The sequence below is a fragment of the Trichococcus sp. ES5 genome, assembly GCF_900067165.1.
In the GTDB taxonomy this organism is placed as follows: domain Bacteria; phylum Bacillota; class Bacilli; order Lactobacillales; family Aerococcaceae; genus Trichococcus; species Trichococcus flocculiformis.
Genome location: NZ_FJND01000005.1, coordinates 67041 through 85340, shown reverse-complemented (window position 1 = coordinate 85340; position 18300 = coordinate 67041). Strand labels below are relative to the sequence as shown.

Below are 18300 nucleotides of genomic sequence, written 5' to 3'. Positions count from 1 at the left end.
GCCCATAAACGGCGGGGGACTTTTTTTAATCTTCGAGACTGACAGCACTATAGACCGTGTCCTTCATTCATCCGTCTGCATTGTTCAACCGCAAATCCAGCGAGCGATAGACAATACAAGCTTTTGTTGACGGTGAGTAGTTCACATTAATTAAAAGTAATGATAGAATAGTAGAGATATAAGAATTATTTTTGCAGCAGCAAAGAACGACCTATACACACGCATACATACCCAGTAAATATGATTGCTGGAATGAAATCAGACAGCAAGAGGAGATATAGAATGGCCAACTTTTTAAAGAAACTCATTGAGAATGATAAGAAAGAGCTACGTTCCTTGGAAGGAGTAGCAGATAAGGTCATTTCCTACGCGGATCGAATGGCCGCGTTGGATGATGAAGAGTTACGCGATCTGACCAAATCCTATAAGGAACGCTACCAAAAAGGAGAGACTTTGGACGACCTTCTTCCGGAAGCGTTTGCCGTGGTCCGTGAAGGCGCAAAACGCGTCTTGGGACTGTATCCTTATAAAGTACAGATCATGGGTGGAATCACCCTGCATAAAGGCAATATCGCCGAAATGAAGACCGGTGAAGGTAAGACCTTGACCGCAACGATGCCGGTTTACCTGAACGCCTTATCTGGCGAAGGCGTGCACGTTGTCACAGTCAATGAATATCTGGCGAGCCGTGATGCGGTCGAGATGGGCGAATTGTACCGCTTTCTGGGGTTGACTGTTGGTTTGAACACAAACGGCAAGTCATCGGAAGAAAAAAGAGAAGCCTATAACTGCGACATCACCTACAGCACCAATAATGAATTGGGCTTCGATTATTTGCGGGACAATATGGTCGTCTATAAAAATCAAATGGTGCAGCGCCCGTTGAACTTTGCGGTCGTCGATGAAGTCGACTCTATCCTGATCGATGAAGCCCGCACACCATTGATCATTTCCGGACAAGCCGAAAAATCGACAGCACTCTATAACAGAGCCGATTTCTTCATCAAAGGATTGAAAGAGAATGAGGATTACACAATCGATTTGACCTCCAAATCAATCGCGTTGACGGATGAAGGCATCGAGAAAGCCGAGAAAACGTTCCACTTGCCGAACTTGTACGATGTGGATAACACGCGTCTGGTGCACCATCTGGATCAGGCCTTGCGCGCGAACTATATCATGCTTGTGGACATTGATTATGTGGTCGAAGACGGAAAAGTAAAAATCGTTGACCAATTCACTGGCCGGATCATGGAAGGCCGCCGTTACTCGGACGGGCTTCACCAAGCCATCGAAGCCAAGGAAAACGTCGAAATCGAAAATGAATCGAAAACAATGGCCACCATCACTTTCCAGAACTACTTCCGCATGTACAAAAAACTGTCCGGTATGACCGGTACAGCAAAAACGGAAGAAGAAGAGTTCCGGGAAATTTACAACATGAACGTCATTTCGATTCCGACTAACAGACCGATCGTCCGTCACGACTATCCGGATTTGTTGTATCCATCTTTGAAAAGCAAATTCAGAGCCGTTGTCGGCGACATTAAAGAACGTCACGCGAAAGGGCAGCCGATCCTTGTCGGTACCGTAGCCGTGGAAACATCCGAACTGCTTTCGCACATGTTGCGTCAAGAAAACATTCCGCACCAAGTATTGAATGCCAAAAACCATTTCCGGGAAGCGGAAATCATCATAGGGGCCGGTCAACCCGGAGCCGTCACAATCGCCACAAATATGGCCGGTCGTGGTACCGACATCAAGCTGGGTAAAGGCGTCAAGGAATTAGGCGGTCTTTGCGTCATCGGTACCGAGCGTCACGAATCACGCCGGATCGACAACCAATTGCGTGGCCGTTCCGGACGTCAAGGGGATCCCGGCGAAACGCAATTTTACCTGTCGTTGGAAGATGACTTGATGAGACGCTTCGGATCGGAGCGCATCCAGCAAGTCTGGAGCAAATTGAATTTGGATGATGAAGCAGAAGATGTGGTCATCCAAAGCAAAATGCTTTCCAAACAAGTGGAATCCGCACAGAAACGAGTGGAAGGCAATAACTATGATACCCGTAAAAACGTACTGGAATACGATGAAGTCATGCGTGAACAGCGTGAAATCATTTATGGACAGCGTCTGGAGGTCATCAATGAAACCGAATCGTTGAAGTATGTCGTGACAGCGATGATCAAGCGTGCGATTGCGCGTGTGGTCGAAACGCATACCGTCGGTGAAAAGACGACCTGGAACCTGCAAGGGATCCGTGATTTTGCCGGAGCTGCCCTCGTGCATCCCGACAGCATCAGCTTGGCCGATCTGGAAGGCAAAACTGCGCATGAAATCGAGGAATACTTGGTGGAACGCGCAATGGAAGTGTACAAGACAAAAGAGAAACAATTGAGTCCCGAACAAATTTTGGAATTTGAAAAAGTCGTTATCCTGCGGGTTGTCGACAGCAAATGGACCGATCACATCGACAATATGGATGAGCTGCGCCAAGGAATCGGCTTGCGTTCATACGCACAGAACAATCCGTTGACCGAGTACCAAACCGAAGGCTATGATCGTTTCCAGGAAATGATTGCGACCATCGACTATGACGTCACCCGGATCGTGATGAAATCAGAAATTCGCCAAAATCTGCAACGCCAATCAGTAGGCCAAGGCTCGAACATCATGCCGACGCGTGAGACAGTCGCTTCCCAAACGGAGCAACAGGAACAAGCGCGCAGAGCCCAGATTGCGGCAATGAGAATGCAAAAACTGATGGAAATCCAAAAAGCCAAACAAGCGGCTGAAGCAGCCGAAAAACAAGAATCTCAAACTTAAGAGTAACAGGCAGCGCATCCGCAAGAGATACTTCAAACAGTAAAACCAATTCAAACACACACTAATCGGATACAATGCCAATCGAGGAGGGTCGGGATAAAAAACAGTCGCTTGTTTTTATCCCGACCCATCCTTCTTTAGTCGAATCTAGGAGGAAATCAAATGGAATTAAGTGAAATCAAAGCCATATTGGAAAGTTCAGAAACAAAAATTGCAAGCTTCAGGAGGTCTCTTTGACTTAGATGGCCTCGAAACGGATATCGCAGAATTCGACGATCGCATGTTGGATCCGGAATTCTGGAACAATGCCGAAGCGGCGCAGGAAGTCATCAATCAATCGAACCAATTAAAAGCGGTCTACAATACGTTCAAGAGTCTGGAAGCGCAATATGAAGACCTCGAAGTCTTATATGAAATGGTAAAAGAGGATGAAGATCCGGAATACCTGGAAGAGTTGAACGAAAAAACGACAGAATTTACAGAAGCACTGGAAAAATATGAATTGACGATGCTGTTGAACGGACCGCACGACAAATCGAACGCTATTTTGGAAATCCATCCAGGTGCTGGCGGAACGGAATCCCAGGATTGGGGAAGCATGCTTTTCCGCATGTACACACGTTGGGCCGATAAAAAAGGCTTTGAAGTGGAGACGCTGGATTATCAAAGCGGGGACGAAGCCGGAATCAAAAGTGTCACAATCCTGATCAAAGGGATGAACGCCTACGGCTACCTGCGTTCGGAAAGGGGCGTCCACCGTTTGGTCCGCATCTCGCCGTTCGACTCTGCCGGAAGAAGGCACACCTCGTTTTGTTCGATCGATGTGATGCCGGAGATAGCTGCCGACGATGCGGATATAGAAGTGAATCCGGATGACATCCGGGTGGATACTTACCGCGCCAGCGGAGCCGGTGGACAACACATCAATAAAACATCATCAGCCATCCGGATCACGCATATTCCGACCGGTATTGTTGTGGCAAGCCAGGCGCAACGTTCGCAATTCCAGAACAGGGATACCGCTATGGGAATGCTGAAGGCGAAACTGTATCAACTGCAGGAGGAAGAGCGCGAAAAAGAGCTGGCAGCCATCCGTGGCGAGCAAAAAGAGATCGGTTGGGGTTCACAGATCCGTTCATACGTGTTCCATCCGTACTCCATGGTTAAGGATCACCGAAGCAGCTACGAAACGGGTAACGTACAGGCCGTCATGGACGGGGATCTCGACGCCTTCATCGATGCTTATCTGAAAATGACGATGGATCAGGAAGAACTTTAAAAGCAGCAGCCCAAATAAATAGGATCAGTCACGAGCGAGAATACTGAGAAACTATTGACACATACTTGTAAAGAAACTAAAACAGACACAGTTGTGCAACGTGCTATAATAGGGAAGCATTCTTGCAGCCTCTGAAGGTTTCAGAGCGGAAGCAAGGAAAAAAAGAAAAGACAGGTGATAAAATGATTGAAATGCTGAATGTCTCCAAGAAGTACAACAACGGCATTACGGCGGTCAATAATCTGAGCGTGAAGATTAATCAAGGCGAATTTGTGTATATTGTGGGCCCCAGTGGAGCAGGCAAATCAACCTTCATCAAAATGATGTATCGCGAAGTAAAACCAACCTCAGGAACAGTTCAAGTAGGCAAATATAATTTAACGACCATGAATGAAAAAGAAGTCCCATTATTGCGCCGTTTTGTGGGTGTGGTCTTCCAGGATTTCAAATTATTACCTAAACTGACCGTATACGAAAACATCGCCTACGCGATGGAAGTAGTCGAAAAAAGTCCGAAAGTCATCCAGAAGCGCGTATTGGAAGTGTTGGATTTGGTCGGACTGAAGCATAAAGTGCGGATGTTCCCGAATGAACTTTCCGGTGGGGAACAGCAACGGATCGCGATTGCACGTGCGATTGCGAATATGCCAGGCGTCCTGATTGCGGATGAGCCGACAGGTAACTTGGATCCGGATACGTCGATGGAAATCATGCGGATTCTGGAAGAAATCAACAACCAAGGAACAACAATCCTGATGGCCACCCATAACAGCCAAATCGTTAATGACATCAAACACCGTGTATTAGCAATAGAGAATGGCCGTATTGTCCGAGATCAACAAGAAGGAGAATATGGATATGAAATTTAGAACATTTATGAGACACATAAGGGACGCATTCAAAAGTCTGTTCCGGAATGGCTGGATGTCGATAGCTTCAATCAGTGCAGTGGCACTGACTTTGTTGCTTGTGGGGTCTTTTACCGGGATTCTTTTGAACGTGAACAAGTTGGCTTCCGATGTCGAAAATGATGTGAGCGTAAAAGTTTACATCGATCTGGCTGCTGATGCAGCCGCCCAGGAAGCCTTAAAGACGGAACTGGAGAACATCGCCAATGTCGAATCCATCACTTTCTCAAGTAAGGACGAGGAATTGGATAAGATTATCGGCAGCTACGGTGATGAATTCGATCTTTTCGGCGGAGATGCCAATCCGTTGTATGATGCTTATGTCTTGAATACAACTGCACCAGAGCAAACGAAAGCGGTAGCTGAAGCAGCATCCGCCATGCAGTATGTCACTCAAGTCGAATACGGCGGTGCCACAGCGGATAAATTATTTGAGACGATTGCGACGATCCGCACGATAGGACTCGTCATCATCATCGGCTTACTGCTGGTTGCCGTATTCCTGATTTCCAATACAATCCGGATTACCATCTTTTCACGTAGTACGGAAATCGAAATCATGCGTTTGGTGGGTGCAAAAAACAGCTTCATCAGATGGCCATTCCTGATTGAAGGAGCCATCATCGGATTGATCGGGGCATTGATTCCCATGACTTTCCTAGTGTTCCTTTACCGCTTCATCTTTAATGTGAGCGGGGACTACTTGGCCGGCACAAACTTTGGTCTTTTGACTCCGAATCCGTTCCTCCTCTACATCAGCCTTCTGATGGTGGGTATCGGTATCTTCATCGGGGCATTCGGTTCCGTTTTCTCGATGCGCCGCTTCCTGAAAGTTTAACAAAAAATTTTTGATCCATAAGGTTCCAGTCATACAAAACGTATGGCTGGAACCTTTTTTTGTCGTTCGCATAAGCCGGCTCATCCTGAAAACCGATAAACTGAAACTATTATTTTGTATGCATTTATTTCTCTTTTACCTTGTGGAATCTCCTGTACAGCGCACTTTTGGAGTCTTTTCGGTTGATGGATAAAAATCGGCCGGGAAAATCTGAATTGCCGTTTTCCAACATTTTTAGTATGCTGAAAAGGAAACGAGCCGAGCAGGAAACCGAGGCTCTCAAAAATACGGCCATTCGTAAAATACATGGGGGGCATACGCCATCCCGGACCCTAATCGGTCAGAGGAGGACACATGAAAAAGGTATTGCTAGTGGATGATGAACCATCGATCGTTACATTATTGGCTTTCAACTTAGAAAAAGACGGCTACGAGGTGACAACTGCCACAGACGGAGCGGAAGGTTACCGTTTGGCTATCTCGAATCCTTTTGACTTCATCATTCTGGATCTGATGCTACCGTCGATGGACGGAATGGATATCTGTAAACGCCTGAGGCAGGAAAAATTTGATACACCGATCATGATTTTGACGGCGAAGGATGATGAGCTGGAAAAGATTATCGGACTTGAGTTGGGCGCGGATGATTATATGACAAAGCCATTCAGCCCGCGTGAAGTATTGGCCAGGATGAAAGCTATCCTAAGAAGGACGAACAAAGCTGTTCCGGCTGAACCGGTTGCGACTGCCCAACCGGAACCGACGGAGGACGAAACAGACAAAATCGAAGTCGGCGAGATCACCATTTTTCCGCAACTGTATGAGGTTCATGTAGCGGGAGAACTGATTGAAGTGACGCCGAAAGAATTTGAATTGCTGCTTTACATGGCGAAGCGCGCCAATCGTATCCTGAGCAGGGAACAGTTGTTGAATGCCATCTGGAATTTTGATTACGCCGGAGAAACGCGCATCGTCGATGTACACATCAGCCATCTCCGCGAAAAAGTTGAAAAAGACACTAAAAATCCGCAATACATCCGTACGGTCCGGGGCTTCGGGTATAAATTTGAGGTAGCGAAGACATGAAGCAACTGCAATTGCGGATGCTTGCCACTTTTGTGTTGATCTTTGCGCTGTTCAGTGTGGCTTTCGGGATATTCCTGGAGACTGTGTTAGGGAACTACACGCGGAGTCTGCACAGTGAACTGTTGGTTGAACAGACGCAAATCGTGGGTACACTGCTCCAAAACAGTGCTGTCGGCAGTGACTGGACCTTTGTTGAAAAAGAATTGGATAAAATTGACTCTTTCACGGAAGATAGAATCACTTTAGTCGCCAGCGATGGGGTTGTGATTTATGATTCGCAGCTCACTGCGGTCAATCTGGAAAATCATCTGCGGCGGGAAGAAATTCAGGAAGTTCTGTCCGGAGAGCCTTACGGAACTGGGCAAAGAAAGAGCGAAAGCACAAATCAGGAGCTTTATTATGTAGCTGTGCCGATTTTTGACGAATCAGGCACTATCGCTGCTGTTATCCGACTGTCGAGACCACTGAGCGCCTTGACGGTCAGCCAACGCATCGAACAGTCCCTTTACGTTTTTATCCTGTTGGCTCTGGCAGTAGCCTTCGTACTTACTTATGCTTTGACGAAACGCATCGGCAGACCGATCGATGCGGTGATGGATGTCGCCAAAAAACTTTCGGATCACCAGTATGATGCGCGATATAAAGGCAAAGGCTTCGGTGATTTCCAAAAATTGGGCGAAACCATCAATGAACTTGCCGAAAGTCTGGATAATCAAATGAATGAAATCAAGCAGAATGATGAACGGCTTACTGGCTTGATCAATCATCTGGTCATTGGCGTGATGCTTCTGGATGAGAACAAGGAAATTACAATGGTCAATCCCGTCATGCAAGAAATATTGAGTGAAAGTGAAGAATCGCTGATCGGTCAATCCTATGTCGAGGCTGTAAGCAGTTATGGACTCAGCCATATGATTGAGCGAGCGTACACGTACAGAGAGCCGCAGAATGACGAAATCTATTTTTATTATCCAAAAGACAGAATAGTCGATGTCAATATTGTCCCGATCACAAGCAAGAAACCGGGTGAAATGAATCTGATTGTGCTCCTCTATGACATAAGTGAAATCCGACGCTTGGAGAAAGTCCGTACCGACTTTGTCGCCAATGCATCCCATGAGCTTCGGACGCCTGTTACAGCCCTGAAAGGATTCGCTGAAACATTATTGGACGGTGCAATGGAAGATCCCGTTATCCTGAAACAGTTTTTGGAAATCATTCTGGCCGAAAGCACCCGGTTGAATCTTTTGGTGAATGATATTTTGGAACTGTCGAAGTTGGAGCAGCGGCAAGTCCCGCTCGCTCTGCAGCAAGTGAATATTTCCGAAGCGGTGTTGGCGACCTTTCAGTTGGTCGATCAGAAAGTGAAAGAGAAAAACATGACACTGGAATTAGTGGAAAAGGATTTCGTAACGTTGCATACAGATCCGAATCGCTTGAAGCAAATACTGGCTAATCTGATCAACAATGCCGTCGTCTATACGCAAGCCGGAGGGCATATCACGGTCACTGTCGAGAAGACTGCGGATCAAGTCCATCTGCACGTTGCCGATAACGGAATCGGGATACCGGAAGCCGATCTGGGAAGAGTATTCGAGCGGTTCTATCGCGTCGATAAAGCGCGGAGCAGAAACTCCGGAGGTACCGGCTTAGGATTATCGATTGTGAAGTATTTGGTTGAAAACATGAACGGAACGGTCACTGTAGCCAGCAAACAGGGCAATGGAACAACTTTTACAGTGACATTGCCTATATAAGAATGGATTCGAATGCAAAAGCTTTACAGGCGGAAACGTACCTGTAGAGCTTTTTTTCTTGTATTCTAAAGCCCCGTTTACAAAACATTTACAAAAAAAGAGGTAAATCAACGGAAAATTTACATGAAACCGCAAGGAAATTAACAATCGACCGTTAATATTAAGGTTGTGAACAGGCAATGGCGTTCAAATAACCTCAACATAAAGGATGGTAAAAAATGAACTTTGGCAAATTATCTAAATTCGCAATGGCTTTAACAATCGGCGCTACCTTGGCGGCTTGTGGTAACGGAGACGGCACAACTGCAGAGAGCGGTGCAGAAACGGGAAGCACGACTGCAACCGGAAGCGGAACAGTTTTAGTCGATGGATCTTCTACCGTATTCCCGATAATGGAGGGAGTAGCAGAAGAATTTTCAATCGCTAATCCGGACGTAAAAGCGACTATCGGTGTATCCGGTACGGGTGGCGGATTCGAGAAATTCATCGCAGGCGAAACAGACATCAGCAACGCTTCACGTCCGATCAAAGACGAAGAAATCGCCTTGTTGGAAGAAGCCGGCATTGAATATACAGAGTTCCAACTTGCCTTGGACGGTTTGACAGTCGTTGTGAACAGCGAGAACGACTGGGTGGATCAATTGACCATCGAAGAATTAGCGATGATCTGGACAGAAGGAACCGGCGTAGAAACATGGGCGGATGTCCGTGAAGGCTGGCCGGAAGAAAAGATCGAGTTGTTCAGCCCAGGTACCGACTCAGGCACATACGATTACTTTGATGAAGTGATCTTGGACGGCGAACAAATCAACAAAGCAGCTTCTTTATCCGAAGATGACAACGTATTGGTACAAGGTGTTTCCGGTTCCGCAAATGCCATCGGCTACTTCGGTTACGCATACTTCCTGGAAAACAGTGACATCGTCAAGGCTGTTCCGATCGTGAACGGTGAGGGCGTTGCAGTCACGCCTAACGATGTGACCGTTCAAGATGGATCGTATGAGCCGCTTTCTCGCCCGTTGTTCATCTACGTGAAGAACGAAGCGTTGGAAAACGAGAGCGTCTACGAATTCACAAAATACACATTGGAAATGGCAGCCGAAATGGCAGCTGAAGTCGGTTATGTAGCACTACCGGCTGAATCTTATGAAGCAGCATTGACTACGCTTGAAGGTTTGAAATAAGCAAAATCAAATAAATGACTAAGGGATGTGAGGGAAGAGCGCGTTTTGCTTCCCTCGCATCTCATCTTTATTAGAGGAGAATCAATATGTCCAAATCTGTCAAAGACTTGATGAAAGAAAAAAGTTCACGACAAAAATCTTTGCAATTCACAGAAAAAGCCATGCCGCTTTTTTTTCTGGCTTGTGCGATCATTTCGATCCTGACCACGTTCGGAATCGTGTTCACGCTGGCCAAAGAAACAGTCACATTTTTCGATGAGGTTCCGATTCGGGAATTCCTGACAGGAAAAGAGTGGTATCCTTTCTTCAAAAACGATCCCAGTTTTGGGATTTTGCCGCTATTGAGTGGAACCTTCCTGATAGCCGGCGTTGCGATGCTTGTTGCCGTACCGATCGGCTTGAGCTCAGCCATCTATTTGAGCGAATATGCGACCGAACGGACAAGAAAAATCGTCAAGCCGATTCTGGAGGTATTGGCCGGAGTTCCTACGGTGGTATACGGACTGTTCGCCTTGACGTTCGTCACTCCGTTGCTGCAGACGGTTATCCCGAACCTGCCGATATTCAATGCGCTTAGCCCTGGTATTGTCGTGGGGATCATGATCATCCCGCAGATCACGTCCTTATCGGAAGAGGCGATGGGTGCAGTGCCGAACGCGATGCGTGAGGGGGCTTTAGCTTTAGGGGCAACCCGTTTGGAAGTGGCGCTGAAAGTCATTTTGCCGGGATCCTTGTCTGGTATCATTTCATCCGTTGTTTTGGGTATTTCCCGTGCAGTGGGAGAAACGATGATCGTATCCACAGCCGCTGGATCCACCCCTAAATTTACGCTTGATGTAACAGAATCGATCCAGACGATGACATCCTATATCGTTCAGGTCAGCATGGGGGATGCCACATACGGTTCCACGATTTACTACAGTATCTATGCAGTAGGGATGACGTTGTTCCTCTTCACCTTGTTGATGAACTTGTTGGCGAATTACATGTCCCGTCGTTTTAGGGAGGAATATTGATGAAATTAGTGGAAAAGAACAACAAAAGAATCAACAACCGGCTGATGCTGAATAACGTATTCAAGGGACTCTTTTTTCTGGCAACCTTCTTCGGAATCGTCGTCTTGGCCATCCTGGTCATGCGGATCGTTTCGCAAGGAGCCAGCTATCTTGATTGGGATTTCTTGAGCAACTATGCTTCGAGAAGACCGGAAGACGCCGGCATCAAAGCTGCCATCTATGGAACGGTCTGGATCATGGCCATAGTCGCTCCGGTATCACTCATTCTGGGTGTCGGAACGGCGATTTATCTTGAAGAATACGCGCCCGACAATAAATTTACGCACTTCATCGAGTTGAACATTTCGAATCTTTCCGGCGTTCCGTCGATTGTTTTCGGGCTCTTGGGACTGACGGTATTCGTCCGCTTGCTTGAAATGGGCCGAAGCGTCCTAGCGGGCGGATTGACCATGAGTTTGATGATTTTGCCTGTCATCGTGGTTTCCAGCCAAGAAGCGATTCGCGCCATTCCAATGGAACAATATGAGGCCTCTTATGCGATGGGGGCCACCAAATGGCAGACGATTCGGACGGTCGTTCTGCCGGCAGCTGTGCCAGGCATCCTGACCGGTTCGATTTTGGCGCTATCAAGGGCTGTCGGAGAGACTGCACCGCTGTTGATGATCGGAGCGATGACCTTTATCGCTTATATCCCGGAGAGTATCTGGTCCGGGTTTACGGCAATGCCGATCCAAATTTTCAACTGGGCAGGGCGTCCCCAAGAGGAATTTCAGGCAGTCGCTGCAGCAGGAAGTATTGTCTTGATGCTTATGTTGGTCATCATGAACTCATTGGCGATCTACATCCGCAACAAATTCTCGAAGCGTTATTAAATTAGGAGGTTACTCATTTGAACCCAGAAGTGAGCTTAAAAGATAAAAAAATGATCTACAGTGTGAAAGATTTCAATCTATGGTACGGAAATACCCATGCCTTGAAGAACATCCAACTAGATATTCCCACTAAGGAAGTCACAGCGATCATCGGACCATCAGGCTGCGGAAAGTCCACTTTCATCAAGACCTTAAATCGGATGGTAGAATTGGTTCCAATCGTAAAAATGACGGGATCGATCAATTACAATGAACAGAACATTTTTGATCCGCGGTACAAAGTGGAGCAGTTGCGTACAGATGTGGGCATGGTTTTCCAAAAGCCGAACCCTTTCCCGAAATCAATCTATGAAAATATCGCCTACGGACCAAAAATCCATGGCGTAAAAGACAAAAGCGTACTGGACGAGGTCGTTGAGAAAAGCTTGAAAGGCGCAGCGCTTTGGGATGAAGTAAAAGATCGTCTGAAAGAAAATGCCTTCGGGTTATCCGGTGGACAACAACAGCGTTTGTGCATCGCCAGAAGTCTGGCGGTCGAACCAGAAGTCCTTTTAATGGATGAGCCGACTTCCGCTTTGGATCCTATTTCGACATCCAAAGTCGAAGAACTTATCCAGACTTTGAAAAAAGACTACAGCATCATCATCGTCACCCATAATATGCAACAGGCAGCTCGGATTTCGGACCAAACGGCCTTCTTTTTAAATGGAGAAGTGGTAGAATATGATAAGACGGAAATCATTTACTCCAATCCGAACGATAAACGCACAGATGATTATATCTCTGGCAAATTCGGTTAAGACTGGGCTATAATGGAATGAGAGATGCACTGTGATGCATAATGACATGTAACAGGGGGCGAAAAGATGAGAAAAATTTTTGAAGAAGAATTGCAGGATCTGCACGTACTTTTCTCTGAAATGGGAAAAATGGTGAACGAAGCAATCTACATATCTGTTAAAGGTTTTGTGAATCATGATAAAGAGCTTGCTGCAGAAGTGATTGCGCATGATGTCGCCATCAACCAAAGAGAAGCGGAAATCGAGAAAAGATGCTTTGAATTGATTGCGTTGCATCAACCGGTCACCGGCAATCTCCGCAGAATCGTCACCATTATGAAGGCGTGCGCGGACTTGGAGCGTATGGCAGATCATGCCGTCAGTATTGCGAAGTCGACTATCCGCGTTAAAGGCAACAAGCGCAATTCCGATATCGAAGCCGCGATAGCCGAGCAGTCGGAAAAAGTAAAAGTCATGGTGGAGGAAGTACTTGCCGCCTACATCAAAACGGACATCGAAAAAGCCAAAGAGGTTGCCCTGAGCGACAAAATGGTCGATCAAGCTGCCGAACACATCTACGGACGCGCCATCGAAGAGATGAAGTTGGATCCGGAACTTGTTCTGGGTGCGACCGATTACATCATGGTTGCCGGCTATCTCGAGCGGATTGGCGATTATGTAACAAATATTTGTGAATGGATCATTTATTTGGGTACAGGGAAAATAATCGAATTGAACACAAACAACAAGTTTGAAGACTAACACATTTGTGGATGCAGGATGAGAAAAGATAAAGCCAGGAAGGCCACGCAATCGAACCCGATTACGTGGTAGCTTCCTGGTTTTTTTATATAACAAGGAAAGTATAAATTTTTTCGAATTTAATAGTGCGTCACCATAGGTGTTTTACAGATTTGCAATATGTTTCATGCAATCAAATTTGATGGCCAGCTTCTCGGGTTAGCCCTTCGGAAATTAGATAAATCGTACCTATTGCGCTCTACGATGCTCAGTCGGCACGATTTCCTAAATTTCTTTCAGGGCTGAACGAACCCGTTCAGCTTTTCTTATGCGTTTTTTGATCACGGCAGTCAACTGCAGGTCATTGAAAATACTCATGAAAATGTAATATATATTTCTGCACCAGATATAAGACAAGCGTTCCGCCAATTTGTTATAATGTGGATAATCAGAGCGTAAATTTACAGAAAAAAAACGTTAAATCAACGTTAAAATGTTCCATCGATAAAATATATGGTGGATTTACATAAAATTTACAAAAGAGATACGAAACATTTACAAACATTCGTTACGATGGATAAGTATGTGTTCAAGGTAAATAAATGGGAGGTACACAATGAAATTAAAATACGTTTCAGCCATAGTCAGTCTCGCTGCCGTTTTCGCTCTGTCAGCCTGCGGCCCCGTAGTCGATGAGGAATCCATCACGGCGGTCGGTTCTTCTGCGCTGCAACCGTTAGTCGAGGCCGCTGGGGAACAATTCAGTGCGGAAAATCTGGGGAAATTCGTCAATGTCCAAGGCGGCGGTACCGGAACAGGCTTGAGTCAGATTGCCGCAGGTGCGGTTGACATCGGCAATTCGGATATTTTTGCTGAAGAGAGGGAAGGCATCGATGCCAGCCAATTGGTCGATCATCGTGTCGCCATCGTCGGCATCACGCCTATCGTGACACTAGGCGTCGGTGTGACCGATCTTTCCATGGAGGAGTTGCGCGGCATTTTTACCGGCAAATACAGCAATTGGTCCGAGTTGGGAGGAAAAGATCTCCCGATCGTCGTCTTGAACCGAGCCAAGGGCAGTGGAACCAGGGCAACATTCGATAAATGGGTTCTGGCCGGAGAAGAAAGCATCATCACCCAAGAGCAGGAATCCAACGGAACCGTCCGTCAGATTGTTGCTTCAACACCGGGAACCATCAGTTATGTATCGTTCTCGTACGTCAATGAAGATGTCGAGGCGCTTTCCGTCGACGGGGTGAAGCCGACGCCTGAGAACGTTACGACAAACGCATGGGTCATCTGGGCATATGAACATATGTACACGAATGGCGAACCGACAGGCTTGACGAAAGAATTCCTGGATTACATGCTGTCGGAAGATGTCCAAGGAAGTCTGATTGAAGCGTTGGGATACATTCCTTCCACAGATATGAAGGTCGACAGGGACCTTGAAGGAAACGTAACACCGATCGAATAAAACAACTGAAATATCATTGTGATGAATGGCATCCGCCTTTTCATAGGAAGGCGCCTTTCGTCGCGGCTCAAAGTTTAAGAGGAGGGTTTCTCTTGGAAATGACACCAGGAAACTTAATGAAAAAGTCAAGTAAACGCAGATTGGAATCGTTTGGACGCACCATCAGTCTGATCAGCACGACAGTCATCGTCTTCATCGTGCTGTCCATTCTATATTTTGTCATCAGCAAAGGGATATCCACCTTTGTCACGGATGGTGTATCATTAGGGGATTTTTTGACGAAAAGCATCTGGAATCCCGGCACCGTCGCTGATGACGGCACACCCTTGGTCGGAGCCTTACCGATGATCGCAGGCTCATTTTTGGTCACTTTGATTTCCGCAGCCTTGGCGACACCTTTTGCCGTTGCTGCAGCTTTGTTCATGACGGAAATTTCACCGAAGTCCGGGAAAAAAATTCTGCAGCCGGTCATCGAACTGCTTGTCGGTATTCCGTCCGTTGTATATGGTTTCATCGGCTTGACTGTTGTTGTGCCGTTTGTCCGTTCCTTGTTCGGCGGTACCGGATTCGGTATTTTATCTTCTACTCTGGTTCTGTTCGTTATGATTTTGCCGACTGTGACCAGTATGTCAGTGGATGCTTTGAATGCTGTTCCGCGTCATTACCGTGAGGCTTCACTCGCTATGGGCGGGACACGGTGGCAGACCATCTATAAAGTGGTTCTGCGGGCAGCGACCCCCGGATTGTTGACGGCAGTCGTCTTCGGGATGGCGCGTGCGTTCGGAGAAGCCTTGGCGGTTCAAATGGTCATCGGAAATGCGACTTTGATGCCGAACAGCCTGGTGACCCCAGCTTCGACATTGACAAGTATTTTGACGATGAGCATGGGGAACACCGTAATGGGAACTTTGGAAAACAATGTCCTCTGGTCATTGGCGACCATCCTCCTTTTGATGGCTCTATTCTTCAATATTTTGACACGTTACATCGGTAAGAAAGGAGCCGTTAAAAAATGAATCTGAATCCCAAAAAAGTAGACAAATTTATGGTCGGCCTGATTTATTTTTTTTCCGGAACGATCATCCTTATTTTGGCCAGTCTGCTGCTCTTTATTCTATGGCGCGGCTTGCCCCAGTTTTCGTGGGAATTTTTGACGGCTCCAGCAAAATCCTTCCAGGTAGGCGGAGGAATCGGAATTCAGTTGTTCAATTCGTTCTATTTGTTGGTCCTGACCTTGTTGATCAGTACGCCACTTGCCTTGGGCGCGGCGATTTATCTTTCGGAATATGCACCTCAAAATTGGTTTACCGACATCATCCGTACTGCTATCGAAGTTTTGAGTTCTTTGCCATCCGTTGTCGTCGGTCTCTTCGGATTCCTGATTTTCGTCATCCAGTACGGTTTTGGCTTCTCGATCCTTTCGGGAGCTTTGTCCCTGACTATCTTTAATCTGCCGCTTTTGACGCGTACGATCGAAGATTCCTTGCGGGCGATCCCGTCTTCCCAGCGTGAAGCTGGCTTAGCGTTGGGCCTTTCCCGTTGGGAGACAGTGACGTTGATCATTCTTCCGGCTGCCTTGCCGGGTATTTTGACTGGAATGATTTTGGCGGCAGGACGTATTTTCGGTGAAGCTGCCGCTTTGATTTATACAGCCGGGCAGAGCGCGCCGGCTTTGGATTTCACAAACTGGAATCCACAATCCATCACAAGTCCTTTAAATATTTTCCGGCCTGCCGAAACATTGGCTGTGCACATCTGGAAGATCAACAGTGAAGGCGTAAAACCGGATGGAGCGGAAGTGTCAGCTGGTGCCTCAGCAGTACTGGTATTGGCTGTCCTCATCTTCAATCTGACTGCCAGAAGTTTGGGCAGAAGATTGCAGAAGAAGGCTACTTCAGCATAGAAACGGAAAATTGACTTGAAGGAGGGACCCTTGATGGGAAATGAAAAGATATTGGCAACGAACATCATCCAGATGCGTCCTGAGGCCGAAGTCGCCCTCAAAACAAATGATCTTCACGTTCATTATGGCGATTTTGAAGCGATCAAAGGCGTTTCCATGGAATTTGAAAAGAATAAAATCACCTCGCTGATCGGACCGAGCGGGTGTGGGAAATCGACTTATCTCCGTTCGTTGAACCGAATGAACGACACTGTTCCCGGTGCAAAAGTGACTGGAGAAATCATTTATCAAGGCATCGATGTGAACGTGCCTGAAGTTGATGTGTTCGAGATGCGGAAAAATATTGGGATGGTATTCCAAAGGCCGAATCCTTTCAGCAAATCGATTTATGAGAACATCGCTTTCGCACTGAGAAGGCATGGTCTGAAGGACAAGGCGACATTGGACGAAATCGTCGAAACCAGCCTGAAACAAGCTGCTCTTTGGGACCAAGTGAAGGATCAGTTGAACAAGAGCGCCTTAGCGCTCTCTGGTGGTCAACAGCAGCGGCTCTGCATCGCAAGGGCGATCGCTCTGAAGCCGGATATCCTGCTTCTGGATGAGCCAGCCAGTGCGTTGGACCCGATCTCGACTTCCCAAGTCGAAGAGACGTTGTTGGAGCTGAAGGAGAAGTATACAATCATCATTGTTACGCACAATATGCAGCAGGCATCCCGAATCAGTGATTATACAGCGTTCTTCTATTTGGGCAATGTCATTGAATATGATGAGACCAGAAAAATCTTTACTCGTCCGAAGATCCAACAGACGGAAGATTATGTTTCTGGGCATTTCGGCTAGGAGGAAAGCAACGTGAAAAGCACTAAACCCATTATTGAAACGCGTGATGTACATTTATATTACGGAAAGAACGAAGCGTTGAAGGGCATTTCGCTTGATTTTCATAAAAAAGAAATCACGGCTTTGATAGGGCCGAGCGGATGCGGAAAATCCACCTATTTAAGGACCTTGAATCGGATGAATGATCTGATTCCGGATGTGACGGTCACCGGGAAAATCAGTTTCAATGATCAGGATATCTATAGTCCGCAAATGGACACGGTAGAACTGAGAAAAAAAGTCGGTATGGTTTTCCAACAGCCGAATCCATTCCCGTTTTCAGTTTTCGATAACGTGGCGTATGGTCTGCGCATCGCCGGGATGAAGGATAAGGAAAAAATCGCCCAAATCGTGGAAGAGAGCCTGAAGAAAGCAGCTGTATGGGATGATGTCAAAGATAAACTGGATCAGAGCGCCTTATCTTTATCTGGTGGCCAGCAACAACGTGTCTGCATCGCACGGGTCTTGGCGATCGAACCGGAAGTCATTTTGTTGGATGAACCGACGAGTGCCTTGGATCCGATTTCCAGTGCACAAATTGAACGGATGCTTATGGAATTGAAAGAAGATTACACGATGATCATTGTTACGCATAATATGCAACAAGCATCGCGGATCTCTGATAACACCGCCTTTTTCTTGAACGGTGAACTGATCGAGTACGGGGAAACAAGCCAAATTTTCACGAATCCAAAAGAAAAACAAACGGAAGATTATATATCTGGACGTTTCGGCTGATCCATTGCATAATGAAA

At 46.7% G+C, this 18300-nt stretch carries 16 protein-coding genes; all 16 read left to right on the top strand.

Annotation, left to right across the window (positions count from 1 at the left end):
- The first annotated feature begins 282 nt into the window (after positions 1-282).
- The 16 genes from secA (at position 283) to pstB (TES5_RS06045) (ending at position 18283) form a co-directional block, all read left to right on the top strand.
- Positions 283-2826, top strand: a complete 2544-nt coding sequence (gene secA / locus TES5_RS06125; RefSeq protein WP_083546441.1) for a preprotein translocase subunit SecA — start codon at positions 283-285, stop codon at positions 2824-2826.
- A 162-nt stretch (positions 2827-2988) separates the two neighbouring features.
- Positions 2989-4105 (top strand): peptide chain release factor 2 gene (gene prfB / locus TES5_RS06120; protein WP_178137794.1). Its coding sequence is split into 2 segments (ribosomal slippage): positions 2989-3060 and positions 3062-4105, totalling 1116 coding nucleotides; the frame shifts between segments, so codons are not numbered across the junction.
- Positions 4106-4287: 182 nt separating this feature from the next.
- Positions 4288-4974 (top strand): cell division ATP-binding protein FtsE, encoded by a 687-nt coding sequence (gene ftsE, locus TES5_RS06115; RefSeq protein ID WP_068561058.1) that lies wholly within the window; start codon positions 4288-4290, stop codon positions 4972-4974.
- On the top strand, positions 4964-5851 hold the full coding sequence (gene ftsX / locus TES5_RS06110; protein ID WP_068560977.1) for a permease-like cell division protein FtsX: 888 nt from the start codon (positions 4964-4966) through the stop codon (positions 5849-5851). The genes ftsE and ftsX overlap by 11 nt, the downstream gene beginning before the upstream one ends.
- 354 nt (positions 5852-6205) lie before the next feature.
- A complete protein-coding gene (locus TES5_RS06100) occupies positions 6206-6937 on the top strand; it encodes a response regulator transcription factor (protein ID WP_068560975.1) in 732 nt (243 codons plus the stop codon).
- Complete coding sequence (gene pnpS / locus TES5_RS06095; RefSeq protein WP_068560974.1) at positions 6934-8694, top strand: two-component system histidine kinase PnpS; 1761 nt, start codon at positions 6934-6936, stop codon at positions 8692-8694. Before TES5_RS06100 ends, pnpS begins: the two co-directional genes overlap by 4 nt.
- A gap of 218 nt (positions 8695-8912) precedes the next feature.
- Positions 8913-9878, top strand: a complete 966-nt coding sequence (locus tag TES5_RS06090) for a PstS family phosphate ABC transporter substrate-binding protein (RefSeq protein ID WP_198143298.1) — start codon at positions 8913-8915, stop codon at positions 9876-9878.
- Between the two features lie 86 nt (positions 9879-9964).
- The gene (pstC, locus tag TES5_RS06085; RefSeq protein ID WP_068560973.1) at positions 9965-10894 is read left to right on the top strand and encodes a phosphate ABC transporter permease subunit PstC; all 930 of its coding nucleotides are present in this window, start codon (positions 9965-9967) and stop codon (positions 10892-10894) included.
- On the top strand, positions 10894-11766 hold the full coding sequence (pstA, locus tag TES5_RS06080) for a phosphate ABC transporter permease PstA (protein ID WP_068560970.1): 873 nt from the start codon (positions 10894-10896) through the stop codon (positions 11764-11766). Before pstC (TES5_RS06085) ends, pstA (TES5_RS06080) begins: the two co-directional genes overlap by 1 nt.
- A gap of 50 nt (positions 11767-11816) precedes the next feature.
- The gene (gene pstB, locus TES5_RS06075) at positions 11817-12566 is read left to right on the top strand and encodes a phosphate ABC transporter ATP-binding protein PstB (RefSeq protein WP_083546448.1); all 750 of its coding nucleotides are present in this window, start codon (positions 11817-11819) and stop codon (positions 12564-12566) included.
- Positions 12567-12632: 66 nt separating this feature from the next.
- Positions 12633-13307 carry a phosphate signaling complex protein PhoU gene (phoU, locus tag TES5_RS06070; RefSeq protein ID WP_068560967.1) on the top strand — a complete coding sequence of 225 codons (675 nt, stop codon included), beginning with the start codon at positions 12633-12635 and terminating at the stop codon, positions 13305-13307.
- A gap of 595 nt (positions 13308-13902) precedes the next feature.
- Positions 13903-14763 (top strand): phosphate ABC transporter substrate-binding protein PstS family protein, encoded by an 861-nt coding sequence (locus TES5_RS06065; RefSeq protein ID WP_068560965.1) that lies wholly within the window; start codon positions 13903-13905, stop codon positions 14761-14763.
- Positions 14764-14861: 98 nt separating this feature from the next.
- Entirely contained in the window at positions 14862-15779 is a 918-nt protein-coding gene (gene pstC / locus TES5_RS06060; RefSeq protein ID WP_068561056.1) for a phosphate ABC transporter permease subunit PstC, read from the top strand.
- Between the two features lie 2 nt (positions 15780-15781).
- The gene (gene pstA, locus TES5_RS06055; protein ID WP_068561055.1) at positions 15782-16666 is read left to right on the top strand and encodes a phosphate ABC transporter permease PstA; all 885 of its coding nucleotides are present in this window, start codon (positions 15782-15784) and stop codon (positions 16664-16666) included.
- A 33-nt stretch (positions 16667-16699) separates the two neighbouring features.
- Positions 16700-17506, top strand: a complete 807-nt coding sequence (gene pstB / locus TES5_RS06050) for a phosphate ABC transporter ATP-binding protein PstB (RefSeq protein WP_068560963.1) — start codon at positions 16700-16702, stop codon at positions 17504-17506.
- Positions 17507-17518: 12 nt separating this feature from the next.
- Positions 17519-18283, top strand: a complete 765-nt coding sequence (gene pstB / locus TES5_RS06045; protein WP_068560961.1) for a phosphate ABC transporter ATP-binding protein PstB — start codon at positions 17519-17521, stop codon at positions 18281-18283.
- Positions 18284-18300 lie beyond the last annotated feature (17 nt).

Coding starts and splice junctions, on each gene's coding strand:
- ftsE (WP_068561058.1), top strand. CDS start 4,288: ATGATTGAAATGCTGAATGTCTCCAAGAAGTACAACAACGGCATTACG.
- TES5_RS06100 (WP_068560975.1), top strand. CDS start 6,206: ATGAAAAAGGTATTGCTAGTGGATGATGAACCATCGATCGTTACATTA.
- pnpS (WP_068560974.1), top strand. CDS start 6,934: ATGAAGCAACTGCAATTGCGGATGCTTGCCACTTTTGTGTTGATCTTT.
- ftsX (WP_068560977.1), top strand. CDS start 4,964: ATGAAATTTAGAACATTTATGAGACACATAAGGGACGCATTCAAAAGT.
- pstB (WP_068560963.1), top strand. CDS start 16,700: ATGGGAAATGAAAAGATATTGGCAACGAACATCATCCAGATGCGTCCT.
- pstC (WP_068561056.1), top strand. CDS start 14,862: ATGACACCAGGAAACTTAATGAAAAAGTCAAGTAAACGCAGATTGGAA.
- secA (WP_083546441.1), top strand. CDS start 283: ATGGCCAACTTTTTAAAGAAACTCATTGAGAATGATAAGAAAGAGCTA.
- pstA (WP_068560970.1), top strand. CDS start 10,894: ATGAAATTAGTGGAAAAGAACAACAAAAGAATCAACAACCGGCTGATG.
- TES5_RS06090 (WP_198143298.1), top strand. CDS start 8,913: ATGAACTTTGGCAAATTATCTAAATTCGCAATGGCTTTAACAATCGGC.
- TES5_RS06065 (WP_068560965.1), top strand. CDS start 13,903: ATGAAATTAAAATACGTTTCAGCCATAGTCAGTCTCGCTGCCGTTTTC.
- pstC (WP_068560973.1), top strand. CDS start 9,965: ATGTCCAAATCTGTCAAAGACTTGATGAAAGAAAAAAGTTCACGACAA.
- phoU (WP_068560967.1), top strand. CDS start 12,633: ATGAGAAAAATTTTTGAAGAAGAATTGCAGGATCTGCACGTACTTTTC.
- pstB (WP_083546448.1), top strand. CDS start 11,817: ATGATCTACAGTGTGAAAGATTTCAATCTATGGTACGGAAATACCCAT.